The organism is Paraburkholderia rhynchosiae, assembly GCF_002879865.1.
Classification (GTDB): domain Bacteria; phylum Pseudomonadota; class Gammaproteobacteria; order Burkholderiales; family Burkholderiaceae; genus Paraburkholderia; species Paraburkholderia rhynchosiae.
The window spans coordinates 140,476-163,497 of the sequence record NZ_PNXY01000016.1 but is presented as its reverse complement, the minus strand read 5'-3'; the positions used below and the strand labels follow the sequence as shown (position 1 = coordinate 163,497).

Genomic DNA, 23,022 nt, shown 5'->3' with positions numbered 1-23,022 from the left:
CACGACACGCGCGACGACAAAGACCGTGGGCGTGGGCGCCAGCGCCGCCGCAGCCATCATGGCCGAGAACAGCGCCACGCTGCCGAGTAATACCCAGCGCCGGCCGATCAGGTCGCTCACCGTGCCGGCACACATCGCGCCGATCATCATGCCCGCTAATGAGCAACTCGCAATCGCGCCCAACTGGAATGGCGAGAGCGACCAGTTCGTGCCATGGGTCAGCATGGGCAGCACGGCGCCGTAAATTGCGACGTCGTAACCTTCGGCGAGGATCATCGCCAGACAGATCGCGACGACGCGTATCGTTACCGGCAACGGTATGCTTACCGCGCCGGATTCGGTGTGATCGAGCGCCGTATCGTGCAAACGGGCCGCGCCCGCTTCACTGTTTCTGGATGACCAGGTATTCATGTTCGAGCGTCCCCTTTTGCACCACGCCTTTTTCAGGTCAGACCGCCATGCACAAATATTTGACGACGACATAATCGTCGATGCCGTAGTGCGAACCCTCGCGCCCCATGCCCGACTGCTTCACGCCACCGAACGGCGCGACTTCGTTCGAAATCAGGCCCGTGTTCACGCCGACCATCCCGTACTCCAACGCTTCCGCAACCCTCCAGACACGGCCAATATCTCGGCTGTAGAAGTACGATGCGAGACCGAACTCGGTGTCGTTCGCGAAGCGGATCACCTCGTCGTCGCTGCTGAATCTGAAGAGCGGCGCGAGTGGGCCGAAGGTCTCGTCTTTCGCGACTCGCATCGCCGGGGTGACGTCCCGGAGCACCGTCGGTTCGAAGAAGCCGTGGCCGAGCGCATGACGCTTGCCGCCCGTGACAACGGACGCGCCCTTCGCGAGTGCATCCGCGATATGGGCTTCAACTTTCTGCACCGCTGCCTCGTTGATGAGCGGGCCTTGCGCGACATCGGGTTCGGTGCCGCGTCCGACCTTCAGGCGGCTGACCGCTGCGGCGAGCTTTTCCGCGAACTGGTCGTACACCGTGTCGTGCACGTAGAAGCGGTTCGTGCACACGCACGTCTGCCCGCTGTTGCGGTACTTCGATGCGATGGCACCCTGGACGGCCGCATCGACGTCGGCATCGTCGAACACGATGAACGGCGCGTTGCCGCCGAGTTCGAGCGACACTTTCTTGACCGTCGACGCGCACTGGCTCATCAACAGGCGGCCAACCGGCGTCGATCCCGTGAACGAGAGCTTGCGCACGACGGGATTCGACGTCAGCTCCGCACCAATCGCCTTCGGGTCGCCCGTCACCACGCTGAACACACCGGACGGCACGCCCGCACGCTGGGCCAGCACGGCCAGCGCCAGCGCCGAGAACGGCGTCGCTTCGGCGGGTTTGACGACGATGGTGCAACCGGCGGCGAGCGCGGGTCCAACCTTGCGGGTAATCATCGCGGCCGGGAAATTCCACGGCGTGATCGCGGCGCACACACCCACCGGCTCCTTCACCACGACGATGCGCTTGTCGCTCGACGGCGTCGGAATCGTGTCTCCGTACACGCGCTTGCCTTCTTCCGCAAACCACTCGAAGAACGACGCGGCATAGCCGATTTCACCCTTCGCTTCCGCAAGCGACTTGCCCTGCTCCGTCGACAGGATCAGCGCAAGATCATCGGCGTTCTCCATCATCAGATCGTGCCATTTGCGCAGAATGGCGCCGCGTTCTTTCGCGGTCTTTTTGCGCCAGGCGGGCCAGGCCGCGTTCGCTGCGTCGATCGCCTGACGTGTTTCGCTCGCGCCCATCAAAGGAACGTTGCCGACGGTCGCGCCCGTTGCGGGATCGCGGACCTCGAATGTTTCTGCGCTCGCGGCGCTTTGCCATTCGCCGCTGACGTAAGCCTGTTGTCGAAACAGCAGCGGATCCTTCAACTGGGTTCCCAATTCCATGGTCATTCCTAAAGGGGTTGCGAAAAAGTGTCGCGCACCCCGATGCTGGTCAGGGCGCGCGATATCAAGCTGGGTCGAAACCGTGCTCCGCGCCAAGACGGAGCACGCTGCTATCAGAACTGGTGATACATTCCGATACGCACCGCGGTCTGATGATTGTTCGACGACGCCGATCCCACCGCGCCATCGAAGATGTCGGCATTCGACGCCGCGCCCGCTGCCTTTTGCCAGACGCCCATCGCGTATAGCGAGGTGCGCTTTGACAAGGCATAGGCCGTCGTGAGTCCCACCTGGTGGTAAATCGGAATCGACTGGTCGTAGCCGACGTTGCCGTGCGTGTACACGTACTGCGCACCGACGTACCACGCCGACGTCAGGTTGTAGCGGCCCCACGCTTCGTAGTTCGCAAAAATCACCGTGCCCTGCGTGCCGTTGGCGTCGTTGAACTTCGTGTTGGTGTAATCCAGACCGAGCGTCGCCGAACCCAGCGCGTAATTGATCGCCGCACCGAAGATCTGCTCATTGGCCGGATTGCCCACGTAGCTGAACGGGCCGCTCGCGCCAATCGCCGCGCCGGTGGTGTTGCTCACGTAATTTCCGTCGGTCAGAAGTGCCGCGGGATTCTTCGCGTACAGGTAAGCGCCCGCGATGTTGAACCCGCCAAAAGCGTAATTCGCCCCAAGGCTCCACAAGCCGGTCGTTCCACGGCCGGGCGCGTTCGTATTGGTGAACGAATAGAGGCCGCCAAATGTCAGGCCGCCGATCTTCGGACTCGCGTATTTGATCGAATTGTCGACGCGAAAAGAGTTGTCCGTGTTGTCGATGTCACCTGCATGAACGAGCGGTCCCCCGAGTTGTCCGGGCGCGGTGAGCGGTTGCAGATAATCGACCACCGAATCGTACTGGCGCCCGAGCGTGACCGTGCCGAGATGCGCATCCGAAAGCCCTACGTAGGCCTGACGGCCGAACAGGCGTCCGCCCTGGCGGCTTTGGCCGTTTTCCGTGCTGAAACCCGATTCCAGCTTGAACAGCGCGCTCAGACCGCCGCCGAGATCCTCGCTGCCCTTCAAACCCCAGCGGCTGCCATAGACGCCGTCATACGTACCGTCGCGCATGCGCCAAAGCGAATGGCCGCCGCTGTTGCTGACGTAGTCGATGCCCTCGTCGATCACGCCATACAGCGTGACGGACGATTGCGCGTGCGCGTTCAACGCGACGAAAGCGCTCCCCGCCAATAACCACATAGCAATGTTCTTCTTATCACGACGTTTCATGCCTTCTTCTCTCCTTGTCAAATGCGCTGTTAACCCGCCAAGAAACGTGGGGGCGTGTGGGTGAACGTGCTTTTTTCTTCTGAACGCTTCGTCGTACCGAGCCGTTTTATATTTTCTATCGCCGCTTCTGCGCAAGGAGCAACGGGCCCGAAGATTACCCCGCGCGTTTCAGGAGCAAGAGTCCCTGCCCTTCAACCAACAGCTTCCTGGCGATTTCCGCCACCCCGCTGATGTGCGTGACGGCGGCGCTGTGCGCGGCGACCGCGTCCCCCGCGCGTATCGCGGCCAGGATCTGACGCATTTCCAGAACTGCCTGGCTGCCGCGATCGTCGGACGCGATGGTCAACGCTCGCAGGCGGTTGATTCTTGCCGTCAGCGACTGGACGATTTCCCACGCGACATGTTTGTGGCCCGCGGTGAACATGCGCTCGTAAAACGCTGTCGTGAAGGACAGCACTGCGCGATAGTCCCGGTCGTCGAAAGCGAGCTGAATGCTGTCGATCAGTGCGTCCAGATCGTCGACGGTGCGTGTGTCGGCAAGCCGCGCACAGGCGGACGCCGCTTCGCCCTCCAGCAGGCCGCGAATTTCGTAAATCTCCGTTGCGGTCTTGAGATCGAGCACGGCAACGATGGGACCCTGATTCGGCAGGGTATCGACGAGCCCCTCCGTCTCCAGATGGCGCAGCACTTCGCGCACGACCGTGCGGCTCACGCCCAGCTCTTCACACAAGGTCCGCTCGACCAGCCGGGCGCCTGGCTGAAAACGCGCGTCCAGGATGGCGCTACGCATTTTCTCGAGCGCAAGCGCTCTGAGGGTGGTCGTTCGGCGCTCAACTTTCAGGGACGAGATCGGTTCGTGCATCGCTGTATCCGATCAAGCCTGCGCGAACAGCCTCGTGTCGCGCGCATCCCAGTCGATCCAGGCCTGCGTGCCGATGACGATCCCACTGTCCCGATGATCTCCCGCAGGCATCCGCACTGACATGTCCTGTGCCCACGGCGTCGTCACCGAGTAGTGCATGGCGTCGCCCAGATAGGTGATGTCTCGCACGGTAACTGGCAAGCCCGCCGTGTTTTTGGCCGCCCCGGCAGCGCGAATGCGGATCTGCTCGGGGCGAACCATTAGCGTGCCGTCGCCGCCCACCGAAAGCGTGGCATCGCCGGTGGCCGCGATTGCATGGCCGCTCGGGAAGACGGCGCTCGATTGCGCCGCGTCGCGCGCGGTGATGCGAACAGGCAGGAAGTTCGAATTGCCAATGAAGTTGGCGACGAAGCGCGAAGCCGGATTTTCATAGAGCTCTTCGCCGGTTCCGCATTGTTCGATGCAGCCCTTGTTGAACACAGCGATACGATCCGAAAGACGCAATGCCTCTTCCTGGTCGTGCGTCACGTAGAGAATCGTCACGCCGGTCTCCTGGTGGATGCGGCGCAATTCGAGCTGGATTTCCTCGCGAAGCTTCTTGTCGAGCGCGGACAACGGTTCGTCCATCAGCAGCACAGGCGGGTCGTACGCCAGCGCGCGCGCAATCGCCACTCGCTGTTGCTGGCCGCCCGAGAGCTGACCCGGCATGCGATCGCGGAACTCCGCGAGATGAAGCAGCGCGAGCATCTGCTCGACCTTCTTCTTGATCTCCGCCTCGGGGCGGCGGCGCACCCGCAAGGGGAAAGCCACGTTTTGCCCGACGGTGAGATGCGGAAACAGCGTGTAGCGCTGAAACACCATGCCAATGTTGCGTTTATTGGGCGCGACCGACAGCAGCGGTTTGCCGTCGAGCAGCACGCGACCCTCAGTCGGCTCCTGAAAACCCGCGACGATATAGAGCGTCGTGCTCTTGCCCGAGCCCGACGGCCCGAGGAAGGTCATGAACTCGCCCTTGCGCACATCGAGCGAAACCTGGTCGATGGCAACGACGTCGTCGTAGGTCTTACGCAGGCGCTGGATTTGCAGGAATGCGGAAGTCATGGCTAATCACCTCATTGTTCGGGCGTTATCGGGCGCGGCGCAGCACTGCGCCCGCCAACATCAAAACAGTCGTCAGTCCGACGAGCAGCGAGGATGCTGCCGCGACGACGGGAGTCAGGTCCTGCCGCAGCGTCGCCCAGATGCGCACGGGCAGCGTCTGCAAGGTCGGACTCGACATGAAGATCGACACCACCACCTCGTCCCACGACGCAAGGAACGCGAAGATCGCCGCGGCGAACAGGCCGAGCCGGATCGCCGGCAATGTCACGCGCAGCTTCACTTCGAGCGGCGATGCCCCGCAGATCAATGCTGCGTCTTCCAGTGCGGTATCGAAGCTCGACAGCGAGTTGCTGATTGAAATGATCGAAAACGGCAAGGCGATGATCAGATGGCCGATCACGAAGCCGGTCATCGTGCCGGTCAGGCCTATGCGCAGAAAGAACGCATAGAGCGCCACAGCCAGCACCACCACGGGCAGAACCATCGGCGTCAGAAAAAACGCCTTCACCGCGTTGCGGCCGCGAAACTTGCCGCGAACGAGCGCAAGCGATGCAAGAAAGCCGATCAGCACGGACAGCACTGTCACGATCACCGCAAGTTTGGCGCTCGTGAGCAGCGAGTCGAGCCATCCCGGGTCGGTGAAAAGCTGGCGGTACCACTCCAGCGTCCAGCCCGGCGGCGGAAAGATCAGCCACTGCGAATCGCCGAACGACAAGGCGACGATGAACACAATGGGCAACAGAAGGAAAAGTGCAACGGCAGCGCCGATTGCAAGCAGCGCCCAGCGCAACGCACCTAAACGGTCGAAATCGAGCAACATGTCAAAGGCCTCCAACAGTGGCGCGCGCGCCGCCTGTGAACCGCAGTTGAAGCGCGTAGAGCGAGAGCGTCACGGCGAGCAGCACGAAGGCGGCGGCACCGGCGAGACCCCAGTTCAGCAACTCCTGCACCAGCTGGGCCACCAGTTCGGCGAGCATCATGTATTGCGCGCCGCCGAGCAATGCTGGGGTCACGAAGTAGCCGAGGGCCATGACAAATACCATCAATGCGCCCGATGCGATGCCCGGCATCGCCAATGGCACAAGAACGCGCCAGAAGGCCTGCCAGCGACTCGCGCCGCAGACCGCCGCGGCGCGCAGTGTCGAGGGGTCGATGCTGCGCAGCGTCGCGTGCAGTGGCATGACGAGAAATGGCAGCATGATGTACGTCATGCCGATCGTCACACCGATCAGGTTGTTCACGAGCGGCAGCGGCTCGTGGATGAGGCCGATCGCCATTAACATGCGGTTGATCGGGCCCGTCGACTGAAGCAGAACCATCCAGGCAAACGTGCGCGCCAGCAGGTTGGTCCACATCGAAAGCAGCATGATCGAAAACAGCAGCGAACTCAGCCTGCGCGGCGCAATGGCGAGCAGCCATGCGGTCGGGAAACCGATCGCCACCGTCACCACGGTCACGACGGTCGCGACCAGGAACGTGTTGCCGAACACGCGCAGGTAGGTGGAAGAGCCGAGAAGCTGCTCGTAGTTGTGCAGCCCCGGTGTGGGCTCCAGCACGCTGCGCAGCAGGAGCGAAAGCACCGGCAGCATGAAGAAGATCACGAGGAGCACGAGCCCCGGTATCAACAGGCGAATGTTGCGCCAGTCGCGACGCCGACGTGTGGGTGTCGCCGGCGGATGGGCCGCGGTACTCAGAACATTGGGCATGGTATCTCCTGCATTCTCCAGTTGCTGCTACGCGCCTTCTGCCTGACCGCCGCTTCGGGGCACGCCTCTTTCGCTAACGCTTATTTCGATTGCCACGCGTACCAGCGCTTCGCGATCGCGTCGCGATTGTCCGCCCAGTACTTCATGTCCAGGTCGATCTGCGAGGTCTTGTACTGGTCCGGCATCGTCTTCGCGACTGCAGCGGGCATCAGCGCCGCCGACTTCACGTTGATCGGCGCGTAGCCCGTATCCTGCGCGAACTTTGCCTGCGCCTGCGGACTCGTCGCGACGGCGAGGAACTTCATCGCCTCGGCCTTGTGCTTCGCGCCCTTCGGGACCACGAGCATGTCCGCGGCAGTCAGGTTCTGGTTCCACGAAACGCCGACCGGCACGCCCGTCTGTTCGAGCGCATGCAGACGGCCGTTCCAGAACATGCCGACGGGCGCCTCTCCCGATGCGAGCAGTTGCTGCGACTGCGCGCCGCCGCTCCACCAGACGATGTCGCTCTTGATCGAGTCGAGCTTTTTGAATGCGCGATCGAGGTCGAGGGGATAGAGTTTGTCCGGCTGCACGCCGTCGGCAAGCAGCGCAATTTCGAGCACGCCAGGTGCGGACCACTTGTAGAACGTTCGTTTGCCGGGAAATTTCTTCGTGTCGAACAGATCGGCCCACGCCTGCGGCTGCGCGCCCTTGAAGCTCGATTTGTTATAGCCGAGTACGAACGAGTAATAGAAGCTGCCCACCGCATCGGCGCTCGAGAAGCGTGGATCGAGCTCGCCCTTCTTGACCACGGTGTAGTCGATAGGCTCGATCAGCCCTGCCTTTTGCGCGGCATAGGCAAAGTCGCCCTCGACGTCGACGACGTCCCAACTAACATTGCCGCTGTCCACCATCGCCTTGAGCTTGCCGTAGTCGGTCGGACCATCCATCAGCACGGTGATGCCGCTCCCCTGGGTGAAAGGCTGCGCCCAGTCCTTTTGCTGCGACGATTGCGTCGTGCCGCCCCAACTCGTGAACACGATGGGATCTGCGGCAAGCGCCGGCGTCGCCATGAACGCTGCCGCGCACAGCGCGAACAGCGGAGAAATCATCAGACTGCGGGTGCGGGTCATATCGGTATCCTTCAAGTCGGTTTGGTCGCGCTAAATTCAATGCGTGGTCGTCGAATCGGTCTTCTCTGCGGCCAACGGCGAAGAACGCGCTGGCTTCATGTTGCTGTTTTCCATCTTTTCCTTTGTCTCCCCACTGCGATGCTAGATTGATGGATCTTTTTGGTGGATTAACCCAAGACAAACCGGTCGTCGCAAAGCGTATCCGGATGACGGCGGCAGCCGTGCGACACCGGGCATCTCAATGTGCTGTCGCGAGCGTCTGGACTTGTCCTGCCTCTGTGTCGCCGACGTAGATGCCGAAGGCGTCTTCGCTGCGCTCGCGCACATAGCGCTGCAGCATCGAGCGCACGGCGTCGTCGCGCAGTTCGCTCCATGGAATCCGTGGCAGCGGGACGATGTGGATCGCGGTGTCCATCATTGCGGCGAGGCTGCTGCTCACGCGTCCCCGGTAATAGACGTGGACGCTCGCCGACGGACCACTACCCGATTCGAAAACGGCAAAAATGAAATCTAGATGCGCGATGAGTCCGAGCTTCGCCAGCACGCCGCGCAGGCTCCCCGCATCGCTTACGGGCTCGAGCTTGACGCCGGTCGGCAACTGCAAACCGTCTTTCGTTTCAAGCAGCACCACGCCGTCGCGATGTTCGAGAATTGCGCCCACCTGGGCGCGCGCGCCGGTTGCCGCGAGCGCGTCCTGCGAGAGACTGAAGTTCACGTACGCGCCGCGACAGTAACCCAACGGTGACGAATTCGTATGCACGAAGTCCACCACGCGCCCGATCAGAATGATGTGATCGCCGGCATCCACGACGTCGTGCGCCCTGCAATCGAACGTGGCCGCCGCGTTCTCCACGACCGGCGCGCCCGTTGCGCGGGCGCGCCATGAGACCTGCGCGAACTTGTCGACCGACTTCGACGCGAAGACGCCCGACACGGCCTTCTGGTCTCCCGCCAGCACGCTGACTGCGAAGTGATTCGCGGTGGCAAAGACCACATGGCTCGACGCGCTCTTCGCAATGCACACGAGGATCAGCGGCGGATCGAGCGAAACCGAGGCGAACGAGTTGGCCGTGAAGCCGCGCGGGGATCCATCCGGCTGGATCGTCGTGACAACAGTCACGCCGGTGGCGAAAGCGCCGAGTGCGCGGCGAAATTCGAGGGTGTCGAAAGTCTGTTCGACGCTCGGCTCAGACATGGTCGTCCCCCACGTTCGTTGCATTTGCCCCGTTTCGTTGCGCTGCTTCGGCGAAAAAAGCGAGCAGGCGTGCGGTGACTTCTTCTGGATGGCTAACGTTCATCATATGACGCGCACCCGCAATCACCTCGGCCCGACCGAACGGCGCGGCCTCTGCCATCGCCCACGACATGTCCGGACTCGAGTTCAGATCTAGCTCGGCGGTCAGGAACAAGGCGGGCACAGCGAGGCTCGTCAATCGACCGACGTGGACGTCGTCCGAGCAGGCGAAGAGACCGTAAGTCCGCGCATAGCCGACCGGATCGACCGAGAGCAGCAGGTGCCGCACCGCTTGCGCCGCCTGCGTCAGATGCGCCGGCACCGGATCGCCGAACCAGCGTTTGAGCGTGGCATCGACGCCAGCATTCCCGCCCCTATCTAGCGGTGCATCGCCCAGCGTCGCGGCGCGCGACATTACTGCTTCGCGTTGTGCAGGCGAGCGGTCGTAGACCGCGTTCAGTGCAGCGACGCTCAGCGTACGCGGCGCACGAGTCAGCGCGAACTCGAGTGCGACGAGTGCGCCCATCGAATGACCGGCGACGTGCGCCTGCTCGATGTCGAGGCCGTCGAGCAGGCGTTCGAGCTGGGCGGCGTAATCATCGAGCGTCGGCTCGGCCGGAGGCAGAGCACTGGCGCCATGACCGAGCATGTCGTAGACCACGACTTCGTAGTTCGCCGCCGTCAGCGGCTCGATCTGCGACGACCATACGCTCTGATTCATCCCCACGCCGTGAATCAGGACAACTGTTGCCGGCGCTTCGCCCGACTTCGGCGCATGCACGCTGTAGCTCGTCCCTGCAATCTCGCCGCGCGCTGCGGCAAGCCTGGGCGTCCGGTCAGGATTCATTCGGCTTATGCTCCACAAGATTATGGTATGCCATACTACAGCAAACTTTTCGCGTCAAAATATTATGGAATACCATAATTTCGAACGGAGAACTGGCCGGCATGGATGTTGCCAGCGGCACGCGGTTGACGGTCGGAGGCTCGCGCTGAAAAAACCAGGATCGCCTCGCGGCCGGGTCGAGCGAAGACAACGCCGCGAGGAACGGCGCGTTATGGGGAGTGGAGTGGGAGTGGTCTGGCGCTCGGAAGGAGCGCGCGGAGCGCGCCGCGGAACCGCGGCGCAGACAAGCGGTGGAGAATCGTCAGGCCGTTCGCGTCAAGCTTCGGCCGCCCCTTCGCTTCGTTGAGCAAGCGCCGCAAGCGCAAGCTCCGCCGTGCGCCTGATATGCGCGATCGAGGCGGAAGACGCGGCATCGCCGTCGCGCCGTTCGATGGCATCAAGCATCATGTTCATCTCGCGATTCGACTCCTGGCTGCGTCCCGGCGTGGCTATCGTGAGTGCGCGTAATCGATTAATCCGCGCATTGAGCGTCTTGACCACGGCCAGGGAGACGGTCCGTTGCGCGCCCTCGAACAACGCCTCGTAGAAGTGTTCCGTGTAGGCGAGCACCGCTGGCAAGTCTTTGACTTGGAACGCTGCTTCGATCTGTTTGCGGATCTCCCGCAGTCGCCTCACGAGTTCGGGTGTGGACTGCTCGGCACACGCGCGTGCGGCATTCGCCTCCAGTAGCCCGCGCAGTTCGTATATTTCGCTAACCTGGCCGGCATTCAGTTGCGCGACGACCGGCCCTTGGCGCGCGATAACATCCACCAGCCCCTCGGTCTCGAGGTGCCGCAATACTTCGCGCACAATCGTGCGGCTCACCCCCAACTCGTCGCACAGCGTGCGTTCGACGAGGCGTGCGCCCGGCTGGAAATACCCCTGCACAATTGCGTCGCGCAGCTTGTCCAGCGTTAGTTCACGAAGGGTTTTGGTTTCGCGGACAACTTTAAGATCTGACATAAGTAAAAAAGTGGACAGAGAAAGCTCGGGTCACACCATGGCGTGATCGGAGCGTGGAATGCCATATTATCCACCATAAAGGAAGAGTGTCCGATTATGAGAATGTTTGGTATCCCGCATAACGCGTCTCTGGGCCGGTCTTGCGATGGACCAAGCTGAACTGCTCACGGGTCGCGAGCTTGACATCATCTTCACATCTGAGCCTGGTGAAGACCAAGTCGGTTGGATATGACTCCGCTTGTCAAGAAGGGATCGGTTTTGGTTTGAGCTGCCATCTGGATTTCCTGAGGGCGACGTAGCAGTAAATCTCGACGGTGGATCATGATATCCGCGGATTCGTTACCGCATTACAGTCCGCCCAGCGAGCCTGCTGCTATCCAGTGTGCCGCAAGTCGAATCAAATCCGTTGCCTAACCGTTTCGCAGGTTGCTCGCGTACCGGGCTACACCGCATTCAGGAAACTCTTGCTCAGGTGGTGAGGTTGGTCTACATGTTGCTCAAGCCTTGCGTCACGCCATGCGCATCTCGGGCCGTACGGCAAGCCACATGGCGAGCTGGGTGCTGGCCCAAATGAAACCGGCGAGTTCGCGAGCGACCGCGACCACCGCAATATTCTTCCGCTTGCCGTGCGAGAAGCTTCCGGTAGCGCCGGAACAGGCGCATCTGCGGGTCGCAGGCGCGGTCAACGATGGGCTTGGCGATGCCTTCATGGCGACGCTGGATTTCGGGAGTCACGCGGGCCGGGTGCTGGTAGCTCTAGCCCGCTTCCACCAGCAACTTTCTTGCATAGCTGTTGCCGTTCTTGGTGATGCTGCCCTGACGGCGCTTGTCGCCCGATGAGTGTTCGGACGGCGTCACCCCCAGCCGGGCCATCAGCTGGCGCGGGTGGGCGAAGCGTGACAGATCCCAGAGCTCCACGAGCATGCCCGCTGCCGTGGTGAACTGCATGCCGCGCATCGTCTGCAGGCCCAACACGGCAGGGTAGAATCGGCAGTTGACGACGGCCTGGCGCAACGCGGCCTCCAGCCGGTCGCATTGCGCCAGGCGAGCCTCGATCTTGCGCCGGTACTCTTCGAACGCCAGTTGCTACCAGACGCTGTCGAAAGCATAGGCGCTCAGCCAGCGCCGGTGCGCAGGTCCCCAGTCGGCGCGGCCGGCATAGCGCACGCCATGCAAGAGCAGAAGGGCCTTTAGCCGTTGCCAGGCACGCTTAAGATCGTCCTTGGCGCTGACCCACGTGCGAGCCAGATCGCGGAATGCTTCGTCTTCCACGCTTGGCACGTACACCGCTGACAGGTCGCCGGCGGGCAGCGACCACACCAGCTTGATCGCATCACGCCGGTCAGTCTTGACCCCATCGCCCGGCTTTTTCGGAATCAGTGACGGCGCGCACACAATGCAGTCGGATCCCTTCTGCACGAGCTGACGGTAAAGTCCAAAGCCGCACGGGCCCGCCTCGTAGACGATGCGGACGTGTCGCGCCTTCGATTGCAGGCGCTTACATAGGCGATCAATATCTGCCTTCGTCGTGCCGATCTTGCTGAGCAGTTCAACCTCGCCTGTGCCCAGCGCATAGGCAACCGTGATCAAATCCATGTGGACGTCGAGCCTTGCGTACAGTGTGCTATCGTTTTCCACGTTGGCCTCCGTGATGGATATCGCACGGTGTGTCCCTGTCCACACCGTGCGGCTCTGGCAGAAATACCAACCCGCGTTTGAGTCCTCGCGGCGGGCCAGCCTCTACCTCGCCTAGTCATACTGACCAGTACGCCGGGAGTTATTCACCGAGCGGTTTGGCGTCGTTGCACCAGCAGCTTATCTTTCCGAGCTTAAGACGCTGGACCTGAAACGATTACCCTGTGGCCTCACTCTCATAAGGTTTGGCCCAAGGTCCAACTTCCAGGCGTCCATCGAGAGATATCTCCGTCGACGAAACATCATTCCCGAACGTCAGATTGAAATTGACGCGGGAGACGTCGCGATGGCAATGGTCGCCGGCGGTATGAGTTGGACAATTGCGACTCCCACTGTCGTGTTGCAGTATTGGTCGCACCTCCCCTCTCTCCGTGTCGCACAAATCGAAGGGCCGACGCTCCGGTGTCACGTCTTTCAGCTCTCGCGTGTTGGCGAAGTCGAGATCATGGCCACGGCCCTACATGAAGCAACACTCAGCATATTGAGAGAGGACGTCCAAAGGTGCGGAGGCTTTCTCCTCTGTCGTCAATCGATATCGCGTAACCGCCCAGGCGCATATTTGACCTCACTCTGTCTCGCGTACTGCGAGCTGCTTGAACACGGTTTCACAGGCACCGAGCCAAGCATCTGGACCTCCGCGTTCGCGCAACACCTCCAAGCCATTGGCAGTGTATGTCCCGGGCGTTGCAATCGACGCGCCCAGTTCGCCAACGGGAGTTTCGATTCGATAGTGCGAATAGGCTGCGCTATCCGCAACGCTACTGAGCACCAGTCGTCGCGCTGTTTCCGACGGTAGACCCTTCTTGCCGAGCCACTGCTGCATCTCGTCGATGAGGAAGTAGACCCAACCATTCATGCAGGCGCCTATCGTGGCGAGTTCAAAATCGCGCTCAGTATCCAGACTCACTAGCGTTCCAAGCGTTGACAACAGCTGCCCCGCCATCGATTGCGCTGGAAAAACGGCAACGGTCGACTGGTTGATTTCAGACGCGTAAGACAATATCGCGCGACTTACATCGCGCTCGCCAAAGAGACCAGTCAGCTGGCGTACCGTGACGCCAGCGGCAACCGAGATTATCGGCTGGCCGGTTCTTAGAACAAGCTGATGTGCCAGTTCTTCAAGCTGTGCCGGCCGGACACCGACAAGAACGACGTCCGCTTCATCCACGACCGCTTGATTACTCGTTCGCAATACGCACCCAAACTCTTCAACGAGAGCTATCGCCTTCTCTCTGTTTCGCCCCGATAGATAAAATGCGCTACCCGCAAACGCGCCACTGCGTATCAAGCCACGGACCATCTTTTCCGTCAGGTCTCCAACTCCCAAAATTCCCAATGTCGTCATGTATGCTCACCCAACTTGATTTACGTCGACGTGCGTCACTCGAAAGGGCGTTTTGTCGACTGGACGATAGTGACTTCCCAAAGAAACTCTGGAACTATCACGCTAGCCCGACGATGCCGAACAGCGCTATTCACTTTAGAAGCACGCGTGCGGAGAACCAGATGCCGGCCAGAACGAGCAAAGTACCCACCGCCTGCGACAACGGTGGCAGAGACTGATGATAGATGCAGGTATAGGCGATACCAAAATCGTCTCTAGGATTAGAAGCTGCCCCACAAGTCCCATGGGACGAGAGTGAGACGCGTAGTTGAACAAGGATGTGGCAAGCCACGACGTTCCAAAACCGAGAGCCAGCGAAACGACCACAAACAGAACCTTGCTTCGCTCATTGCCACGAAAATGAAAAACGGCGGCGCCGTCATGGGAGGCGGATATCGCAACGGCAATGCATACGAATGACAGAAGCAACGTCATTACACCTACGGCGCATGACCAGTGCGTTCCAGAAAGCGCCGGTTTTGCCTCAAAAAACTTTCATCAGACAGCGCGTACCACGTCCAAATCACAACCGTAGCCAACACCGCAGCGGCGCCATGTCAAGGAAAGCTGGCATGATGAGCCTCTCCGCCGCTCTGTACAAAAAGTAGTAGAGCCAGTCCAGTTACAAACACGCAAAACGGCAGAATCAGTCGCAGCCATTTGGCCAGCGGCAAAGCGCGGCTTCCAGCAAGCGAAACGCAAACCGGTAAGAATCCCGCGCTAGGAATAACAATCTCCGCCCCCGAGTCCTGAACGGCAAAGCTCAAGAGTACTGAGAGAGAATATTGCCTCCCATTGCGTAGATACCGCGCGGCACCATTCTGACCTGCTCAGCGGTCTGGCTCGATAACGCGCAAGCAGAAAACATACGGAGACTGACCCATAGCAGAGATAACGCGATAGCGTAATTTCAACCGGCGTGTATGCGCTCAGTAAAAGTGGTGCAATCAACGAGAAGGCCCATAGCGCAGTTGCAAAAGACCATTATGCCGGCCGCGCCTGCGTGTGACACTGGTTGGGGATGGCCTAACGGCGTAGCGCTCACATATCTCCCCACTCGGAGGACCGCCGAACCGGGAGGTCTTCGTCTATATGCGCCTGATACTCGCTAATCATGCAGCTTGGATAGACACCTGAGAGTTGTCCGATTACTCGTTCCTGCTGGCGCCAGCGCTCATAAAATTCAAACACAGCTGGCATCGTTCACAGATCTAATACTACGTCCGACGTTGGCGTGCTGCAACAAATCAAACACATGCCTTTGTCAATTTCTCTTTGACGGATCCCGCCGTTGTGTTTCATGTCGACAGTTCCTTCAAGGATGGACGTTTTACAGGTACCGCACATACCTTGACTGCACGACGACGCGACCTTTGCGCCCTCGCGCTTCGCAGCAACCAGGATGCTTTTCGCTCCATCCAGAGAGAAGGACTTTCCGGAGCGAGCCAGTCGAATCACGAAAGACTCTGAGGGAGCGATCGCCTCAGTTTTCGCTGACGACTCGGGAAAGTGAAGATTCTCGTATTCTTCCGCGTCTAGATTGAAGCTCTCTTCATGGTAGCGGGCCGGGTCGTGCCCACTCTTCTTCAGTATTTCTTTGACCGACTGCATGTACCCTGCAGGGCCGCAGATGAACACCTCTCGATTTCTAAAATCCGGCACCAACTGCTCCAGAAGCGTCGGAGTTAGCCGACCGATGCTCCCATTCCAATCTGGCTCCTCGCCTACTCCTTCGCAAACATGCAATATCTGCAGCCGGTCGGCTGTCGACAACGCAGCGTCAAGCTCACGACGGAAAACGATATCGAGAGGCGTGCGTGCGCTGTGCATGAAGACGATATCTCGGTCAAGCCCAAGGTCCATGCCAGCACGAAGCATCGACATCAGCGGGGTGACACCCGACCCTGCTGACAGGTAGAGGTACTTCGTCGCAGTCGGCGCGACCATCGGAGTAAAGGCCCCGGACGGCCCGTATGCCTCGACCGTTGTGCCCGGACGGATATTATCGTGCAACCAATTCGACACCATGCCGGACGGGACGCGTTTCACCGTGATAGAGAACGTGTGTGGCCGAGTTGGAGGCGAGGATATGGTGTAACACCGGTCTACCGCTTGCCCATCGATATTCAGCGACAAAGTCACGAACTGGCCCGGCTCGAAACTGAATGGGTGGCCGTCAAAGCCGGTAAAAAAGAAGCTCCTCACATCGCGAGTCTCCTGAACTACCCGGATGCAGACCAGAGGTTTCTTCTCTGCACTGCTCCAGCTTGCAGGAATCGCCGCCCATGTACCGCTCTCGGCCAATCGGTCGATTGCCGTCATCTGACTATGTGCCGTTTTAGAAATTTCAGTCAACATCGCTTGCCACTCAGATGCCATGCGCCTTGAGGCGCGCCGCGTACCAACGCGTGAATTGATAGACATATGTCTCGGTGAACGGCGAGTACGGCCCGGGTACGAATCCAGGGTCTTGCGTGCCCCGATGATTGACCGCAACAAGTCTCGCGTCTTGGGCATTTGTTGCCGTCCATACCTCGGTCAACCGATTGAGGTCGTAGTCCACACCCTCGACTGCGTCTGCGCGAACGAGCCACTTGGTTCGAACAAGCGTTTTGTCCGGCGAGAGCGGAATGAGGTACGAGATAACCGCGTGGTCACTCATCACGTGCGTCCACGAGTTGTGCGTCCAGAAGTGCGTGTCGCCGAGGTCAGGACGAGACAAATCGCCGAACAGTTTCGTGCAGGCAACCTTCGTGTCCATCGTCTGCGATTCGCCCGCTCCAGCGATTACGAGGCGCTGTGTTCGGAACTGCGTCGTCGCGTCCGCGTCCAAAAATTCAACAGCGGCGTGGATGTGGCCGCCCTCCTCCCAGCTTTGTTTGGTCGACACGTTGCGGGCATAGTACGTGTCGAGAGCTGCAAGCGACTCTTCGCTCATCTCTTCTTTGCTGAAGCCGAAGTCCTCAGGCAGGAACGAGACATTCAATTCGGGGTGCCCGGCGGAGCAATGGTAGCACTCGCGGTTGTTCTCAATCACCAACTTCCAGTTGCCGTTCTCGACAATCTCTGTCTCGTAGGCAATCTTTGAATTCTGGAGGTCGTAAGGAGCAAAGCGCGGCGCCATCGTTTCTTCAAGACGCGAAATATCGCTCGGGGTGTCTTCTGCGAAACAGACCAGAATATGTGCGCCAACAACCTTAACATGGACGGGGATGAGACTACGGCAGGTCTTATCGAAGTTCTTTCCCATGTGAGCGGCGTGGCGCAGTTCGCCCTCAAGGTCGTATGTCCATTGATGGTACGGACAGACCAACATCCCAACCGTCGATTTGCCGGGCTCTCGGAGGCGAGATCCACGGTGCCGACAGACATTTCGAAACGCGCGGATTTGCTCATCATCGTCCCGGACGACGATGACCGACGCGGACCCAATATCGACCGTTGAAACATCCCCCGGCTCGGGAACGTCTGCCGTCACACCGACCACAATCCAGTGCTTATTGAAAAAGATGTCTATGTCGCTTTCGAAGATATCCTGCCGTCCGTAGACGCCACCGGGCATTGCATCGCCCTCGTTCCGGTTGCGAAGCACTTCGCCATAGTTTTTCAAATCAGCCACAGACATGGAGGACCTCATAACAGTTCTTTTTGCCGAACTCGCTGCGCGGCTATCTGGAACCAGTATTGGAGAGTCGAAAAATGGTGTCAATGCGCTATCTTTTCCTTGTCCTATTACCGTAGCTTATGCGTCCATCGAGACCCTTCATGCGACGTGCTAACTACCCACTGCATGGTCACTAGCCTCTCGCCTCATCCAGTCAATCAGCTTTTCGACGGTCGGTGAAATGCTCCGTCCATGAGGCACGACTGCGTAGTACGCATCCTTTACCTTGAAAGACTCGTCGGTCACACGCACAAGCTCACCCGAGGCCAGCAGGTCTTGCAGCAGCCGCGCCCATCCGAGGGCAACGCCTTGCCCGTGACGGGCTGCCATAATCGCATCTGTGTACAACGTGCAGCGGAAGGAGAAATTCATCTGCGTCGGCACGGTTCCAACCGCCCTAAACCACTCCTCCCACGCCATCCAACCCTCGGATGTCGAGTCGTAGTCAATCAGGGAAGACTCCGCCAACTCTTTTAGGCTGCCGGGTGTTCCATGAGCCTCGAGCCACTGCGGCGAACAGACCGGGAAAACTTCTTCCTCAAAAAGCAGGAACGAGGTACCGTCCTGCCATTTACCATCACCATAACGGACGGCGACATCAATCTCTTTCTGTCGGAGGTCCGCCATAAACATCTGGGTGGTTAACCGTATCGTGAGATGAGGCATCAGTTCTCTGAGGCCACTCAGCTTCGTAAGAAGGCGGAAGTGAGAAAAGGCCGCCGTGGTGGCAAGCACAAGCTCTTGCGGCTCCGAGCCTCTACTTAGCCTGTCGAGGCCACCGGCGATGTTACGCAACGAGGTCGACACGATGTTGTAAAGCGCCTCGCCTTCCGACGTAAGGATGTTCGACCGGTGGAGACGGTGGAAGAGTCGAACTCCAAGGCCGTCTTCGAGCTCTCGAATCTGTCGACTAACGGCTGCCTGCGTGACGCCGATTTCGTTGGCCGCAAGTGTGAAACTTCCTAGACGGGCAACCGCCTCAAATTCGATGAGCGCTGTCATCGACGGAATCAAGCGTCGAAAACCCTTCGCTCCGTCAATCTCAGACTTCATAAGTCACAGCTATGTTGTATTTCTCGGAGAAAATCCAGGCAGCCATGCTTGATGCGGAACGGCCTTCATAACAGGCGGGAAGGACCACCGTGGCCGGCTCGGATGAGATTAGTCTCACGTGGAACCAAAAGTCAATCTATCAAAATGTAGTGTTAACCCGAGGCATCCTGCGCTTCGTAGAACAGTGAGCGTCATGGGGCGGCTCTTGAAGATTGCAGCCAGTTCCGTAGCGGTTGAATTTTGGGCAGAGCGGTCTTCCTGTTCGAGTAGACGAGGCAATACGCTGGTCCTTCATCCACCACGTCTTCAAACGGCGCCACTAACGTCCCAACCTCCTGGCACTCGTTCACAAGATTCATGTCGCCCAAGGCACCCCCATGCCCTCGAATCGCGGCCGATACTGCCAAGTCCCCGGTGTCGAACACGTGACCTTTACACGTCCTGCAGGCCATCGCCTAAATCGGCACCTACGGCCACCAATGGGATTTGGGAGCGGCGGCGGTAGGAACTCGTCTTGAGCGTTGGTCGCCACAAAAGGTGCACGTTCAGTCCGTCACTTCGCGAATCTTCGCAGCCAAGGCATCAGAAATTTCGACTTCATCGACCCGAGAACGAGTGCCCGGAATCCTCATGCCGTACCCCTTGAGACGTTCCAAGTGTGACTGAAGACGCGCAGCGAAGCCCGTAACCGGTGCGAGCGCCACAACAAACAGGCCAACCGCCGGCGACTCAGTCCCGACTGCAAACGACGGCGCGTCCAACGACCAATTGCCTCCGGTCAAGCCTGCAGCGAGGATTTCAATCATCAGCGCAATATTCGCGCCGCGCCAACCTCCAAACGGAAGCAAAGTACCCTCAACCGCATCGTCCGCATTCGTCGTCGGTTCGCCGGACTTGTCAAGGGCCCAGTCTTCGGGAATCGGCTCGCCATTAGCTGCCGCTTGCCTGACATTCACAAACGCTGTAGCGCTGCACGCCTGGTCTAAAACGAACGATGCCCCGTTCGTCATAGGTGCGGCAAAGGACAATGGATTGGTCCCATATACCGGCTGCCTGCTTTCAACGGTCCCCATGATTGCATGAGAATTGGTGCCTGCGATAGCGACAAGACCTTCCTCTGCCAATCGTGTCGTGTAGTAGCCGAGCTCGCCCGCGGTGTATCCGTTACTCTGCGCAAATACGCAAACGCCGTGCAACGTGGTGCGGCTCACCAATTGCTCAAAGGCGGAGTCAAAGCCGGCTTGAGCAATGCCGCCGCGAGCATCTACCTGAATCGAGGCATCGGTCGGAAAGCGAACCTCTGGCTGAGCCCGGCCATCAATGCGACCACGCGCCAAGCCATCGAGGTAGTCCAAAAGATGCTTGAATCCAACAGGATTCTTACCGCGCTCTTCAGCGGATACGGTGGCCCTCGCCAGCGAGGTTGCAACCTGCTCAGACGCTCCAGCTTTTCTGGCCGCCCGAAACGCAAATTCATGTGCGTCGTCAACGCTCAGTCGCATCTTTTTCATCGGCCCAACACGGCCCAAAATTGTCCAAATCCGCGGCTGTCAGGCTGAGTGTCAGTCGCTCGCAGCCTGAATGCGAGCGAGAGTACGGAGTCCTGCTTATAACGCTCGAAGAACGTGTTGTTTCGTCGCTTCGAGCGAATTTCATCAGAACTTGTGCATGATTGCGGCACGGACCAAGACCTGGTTGCTGCTGGACGACACATCCGCAGCGCCCGGTACATACGCAAAGTCAAGCACCGAGCCGTTCTTGTCGCCGCCCGCATGTTGATAGGCCGCTTGCAGATAAACGTCAGTGCGCTTCGACAGCAGATAGTCAAGCATCAAACCGCCTTGATGGTAGACAGGATGAGTGTTTGACGCGGACGTATTGAAACTCGCACGCGTGTAGGTGTAGACCGCGCCTAAGGAGAAAGCCGGCGTGAACTGATATCGGCCATTAACTTCGAAGTTCTGGAACCGCAGCGAGGACAGCGTGCCGACGGTCGGCGTAATGGCACCCACATAGCCAGAACTGACGGGTTGACCCACGTGCGTATTTGAGTAGGCAAACCCAAGCGTCGCTAGGCCAACGGTATAATTCACGCCCGCGCCAAAAATCCGGAGCCTTTGTCCGACAAAGTTCTCGTCGCCGCCATTGTTGATTGCGCCAGTCGCTGTGGCCGAAGGATTATTCGCCTGCAGGTAGGACGCTGCCACCAAGAGGCCACCAAGGGTATACTGCGCACCAACGCTGTACTGTCTGTTGTTCGCGAAATTCGTGTCGTTACTGAAGCTATATGTGCCGCCGAACTTCAATCCCGCGATTGTTGGACTTGTGTACTTCACGGTGTTGTTCACACGGAACGTGTTTGTGGCGTTGTCGTTATCGTACGGGTGAGCGAAGATATAGCCACCCCAGTTGCCGGTTACCGTCGTTTGTGCGAAGTAGTCGACTACTGAGTCATACTGGCGACCGAAAGTCACGCTTCCGAATTGGTCATTGACAATACCAACGTAAGCTTGGCGACCGAACTCAAGGCCTCCCTGTCCGAGTCGGCCAGTATTCAGGTCAAAACCGTTTTCGAGCTGGAACGTCGCTTTATATCCACCTCCAAGGTCCTCGGTACCCTTCAGTCCCCAGCGACTACCCGCCAAGTAGCCGCTTTCCATCTGATATGCTTTTTGCCCCTTTGCATTGTTGGTGTAATTGATACCCTCATCAACCAATCCGTACAGTGTCACACTGCTTTGCGCCATCGCAGGCGCAACGAACGCACACAAGACCGCTGCCGCGGCCAGATTTTTCTTCATCTCGTAATCTCCAAACTTGTGTTTTCTAAAGAAACTTGTGGTTAGTTTTGATTGTTTTAACTGGAACATCCATCCGTTGTACTAACTTAAATGCATAAAAAGACTTCAGTCCGGTAGCAAATTATCAGCTGGAAGATGGTCGGTAAACGAGCAGCACAGTACAGCCCGTTTCCGACCACGCGGTGTGGAGCGTCCCAGCTGCGCGGATGCAGTACTGCCCTTTGCCGTACCGGTTTCCCTCATCTGCGAACTCCCCATCTAAGACGAGAATCTCTTCCAGCGCTCCATGAGAGTGCGAGCCGGCGTATGCTCCGGGTGCGACTTTCATGAGCATTGTCGACTCGCCAGTTAGCCGATTCTCAAACAATGTCACAACCTCGAAACCGGCGACTTCCGACGTTTCCCACTCCAGGGAGGCCGGGTCAAGAAAGCGTGAACCGACCGTCTTTTCGTCAAACGCTGCTCGCGGCTCCATCATCTGCTCTCCCCGTTTCTTTCACTCAACCATACGCGGTGTGCCCACGTCACCCGCCGTCGGTTCCAGACCGTGCTCCTTCAAGATTCGCGCGATGTCGCCGGACTTGTGAAGCGCCTCGATATCAGCACTTAGAGCATCGCCGAGTGCTTGATTGGACTTGGTGAAGGGAAACGCGGTCTGACCCGGCTGGATAGATGCAGCGACTCGCTTATCAGGCTTGACCGTCGTAATCTTCATGCCCTTGTAACCTCCCTTTTTCTGGTTATACACAGAGACGGCGTAGCTGTCCGTGCCGACGTCAATACGGCCAGCCGCCAAGTCCTGCGCCATCGCAACGGGATTCGGATAAATTGTGAGCGAGCTAGAAAACACCTTTTGCAGGTCAGGCGTCCACAGATAGCCCTGCACAGCTCCCACTTTCTTGCCTTCCAAGGACGTAACCGTGTCGAGACCGTCCTTGGAAATGATTCCCATTTGGTCCAGATACATCGGTCCGCTCAATCCAAGTACCTTCGCGCGTTCAGCGGTCCGGTACCAATCGCCCATCGCAATGTCTGCCTTCCCGGACACGACGGATTGAATTACCGCCGCCGCATCCACGTTCGAGAACGACAGGGAGAGGCATTCTTTTGCTGCAATGAGCTTCAGAATGTCGCCGTCCACGCCCTTGACATCCATCTTGCTCACTGGAATCGAGTATGGTGCGAAGTCCCAACTTGCGACCGAGAGAACTCCAGGTTTGATGGTGGTGAATTTGTGTGCGGGGGTACACGCGTCGGCGGCATTAGCAGATGATGAAAGAGCGAAGGCACATCCTACGGACAACAACATAAAAAGTTTCGTTGCTTGATTCATGGTCTATCCCTTAAGGCGATTGGTTGGTGGATGTTGGGTATTGAA

General features: G+C 59.1%; 19 protein-coding genes and 2 pseudogenes. 1 reads left to right on the top strand and 20 read right to left on the bottom strand.

Annotated elements, in window-relative coordinates; translation table 11 throughout:
- From C0Z16_RS22390 to C0Z16_RS22335, 12 genes and pseudogenes are all read right to left on the bottom strand, one after another.
- On the bottom strand, nt 1–411 hold a 411-nt coding region (locus C0Z16_RS22390; RefSeq protein ID WP_158244512.1), incomplete at its 3' end, for an MFS transporter.
- Between the two features lie 37 nt (nt 412–448).
- On the bottom strand, nt 449–1,909 hold the full coding sequence (gabD, locus tag C0Z16_RS22385; protein WP_407070692.1) for an NADP-dependent succinate-semialdehyde dehydrogenase: 1,461 nt from the start codon (nt 1,907–1,909) through the stop codon (nt 449–451).
- 113 nt (nt 1,910–2,022) lie between these two features.
- Nucleotides 2,023–3,183, bottom strand: a complete 1,161-nt coding sequence (locus C0Z16_RS22380) for a porin (protein ID WP_102634262.1) — start codon at nt 3,181–3,183, stop codon at nt 2,023–2,025.
- Nucleotides 3,184–3,337: 154 nt separating this feature from the next.
- The gene (locus tag C0Z16_RS22375; protein WP_102634261.1) at nt 3,338–4,045 is read right to left on the bottom strand and encodes a GntR family transcriptional regulator; all 708 of its coding nucleotides are present in this window, start codon (nt 4,043–4,045) and stop codon (nt 3,338–3,340) included.
- 12 nt (nt 4,046–4,057) lie between these two features.
- Complete coding sequence (locus C0Z16_RS22370; RefSeq protein WP_102634260.1) at nt 4,058–5,146, bottom strand: ABC transporter ATP-binding protein; 1,089 nt, start codon at nt 5,144–5,146, stop codon at nt 4,058–4,060.
- Between the two features lie 25 nt (nt 5,147–5,171).
- Nucleotides 5,172–5,966: an ABC transporter permease gene (locus C0Z16_RS22365; protein WP_102634259.1), complete on the bottom strand. Its 795-nt coding sequence runs from the start codon at nt 5,964–5,966 to the stop codon at nt 5,172–5,174.
- A 1-nt stretch (nt 5,967) separates the two neighbouring features.
- Nucleotides 5,968–6,852, bottom strand: coding sequence for an ABC transporter permease (locus tag C0Z16_RS22360; RefSeq protein ID WP_102634258.1), 885 nt, complete (start codon nt 6,850–6,852; stop codon nt 5,968–5,970).
- Nucleotides 6,853–6,932: 80 nt separating this feature from the next.
- Nucleotides 6,933–7,964: an ABC transporter substrate-binding protein gene (locus C0Z16_RS22355; RefSeq protein WP_102634257.1), complete on the bottom strand. Its 1,032-nt coding sequence runs from the start codon at nt 7,962–7,964 to the stop codon at nt 6,933–6,935.
- A gap of 238 nt (nt 7,965–8,202) precedes the next feature.
- Nucleotides 8,203–9,159, bottom strand: coding sequence for a flavin reductase family protein (locus C0Z16_RS22350; RefSeq protein WP_102634256.1), 957 nt, complete (start codon nt 9,157–9,159; stop codon nt 8,203–8,205).
- The gene (locus tag C0Z16_RS22345; RefSeq protein WP_102634255.1) at nt 9,152–10,045 is read right to left on the bottom strand and encodes an alpha/beta fold hydrolase; all 894 of its coding nucleotides are present in this window, start codon (nt 10,043–10,045) and stop codon (nt 9,152–9,154) included. Before C0Z16_RS22345 ends, C0Z16_RS22350 begins: the two co-directional genes overlap by 8 nt.
- 315 nt (nt 10,046–10,360) lie before the next feature.
- Nucleotides 10,361–11,047: a GntR family transcriptional regulator gene (locus C0Z16_RS22340; protein WP_102634254.1), complete on the bottom strand. Its 687-nt coding sequence runs from the start codon at nt 11,045–11,047 to the stop codon at nt 10,361–10,363.
- Between the two features lie 509 nt (nt 11,048–11,556).
- Nucleotides 11,557–12,685: pseudogene (locus C0Z16_RS22335) on the bottom strand (IS110 family RNA-guided transposase).
- Between the two features lie 142 nt (nt 12,686–12,827).
- On the opposite strand from C0Z16_RS22335, the pseudogene C0Z16_RS39595 reads away from it, so the two are divergent.
- Nucleotides 12,828–13,145, top strand: a pseudogene (locus C0Z16_RS39595) (LysR substrate-binding domain-containing protein); the annotation flags it as partial.
- A gap of 162 nt (nt 13,146–13,307) precedes the next feature.
- Here C0Z16_RS39595 and C0Z16_RS22325 read toward each other — a convergent pair.
- The 8 genes from C0Z16_RS22325 to C0Z16_RS22290 all read right to left on the bottom strand — a co-directional run bounded on the left by C0Z16_RS22325 (nt 13,308) and on the right by C0Z16_RS22290 (nt 22,977).
- On the bottom strand, nt 13,308–14,087 hold the full coding sequence (locus tag C0Z16_RS22325) for an NAD(P)-binding domain-containing protein (protein WP_102634252.1): 780 nt from the start codon (nt 14,085–14,087) through the stop codon (nt 13,308–13,310).
- 1,242 nt (nt 14,088–15,329) lie between these two features.
- A complete protein-coding gene (locus C0Z16_RS22320) occupies nt 15,330–16,484 on the bottom strand; it encodes a hybrid-cluster NAD(P)-dependent oxidoreductase (protein WP_407070691.1) in 1,155 nt (384 codons plus the stop codon).
- A 10-nt stretch (nt 16,485–16,494) separates the two neighbouring features.
- Nucleotides 16,495–17,751, bottom strand: coding sequence for an aromatic ring-hydroxylating oxygenase subunit alpha (locus tag C0Z16_RS22315; protein ID WP_102634251.1), 1,257 nt, complete (start codon nt 17,749–17,751; stop codon nt 16,495–16,497).
- A 150-nt stretch (nt 17,752–17,901) separates the two neighbouring features.
- A complete protein-coding gene (locus C0Z16_RS22310) occupies nt 17,902–18,792 on the bottom strand; it encodes a LysR substrate-binding domain-containing protein (protein ID WP_244201316.1) in 891 nt (296 codons plus the stop codon).
- Between the two features lie 596 nt (nt 18,793–19,388).
- Entirely contained in the window at nt 19,389–20,354 is a 966-nt protein-coding gene (locus C0Z16_RS22305) for an Ldh family oxidoreductase (RefSeq protein WP_244201315.1), read from the bottom strand.
- A gap of 144 nt (nt 20,355–20,498) precedes the next feature.
- A complete protein-coding gene (locus C0Z16_RS22300; protein WP_102634249.1) occupies nt 20,499–21,644 on the bottom strand; it encodes a porin in 1,146 nt (381 codons plus the stop codon).
- Nucleotides 21,645–21,768: 124 nt separating this feature from the next.
- Nucleotides 21,769–22,119 (bottom strand): cupin domain-containing protein, encoded by a 351-nt coding sequence (locus C0Z16_RS39590; RefSeq protein WP_407070694.1) that lies wholly within the window; start codon nt 22,117–22,119, stop codon nt 21,769–21,771.
- A 21-nt stretch (nt 22,120–22,140) separates the two neighbouring features.
- Nucleotides 22,141–22,977, bottom strand: coding sequence for a substrate-binding periplasmic protein (locus tag C0Z16_RS22290; protein ID WP_102634247.1), 837 nt, complete (start codon nt 22,975–22,977; stop codon nt 22,141–22,143).
- Between the last annotated feature and the right edge of the window lie 45 nt (nt 22,978–23,022).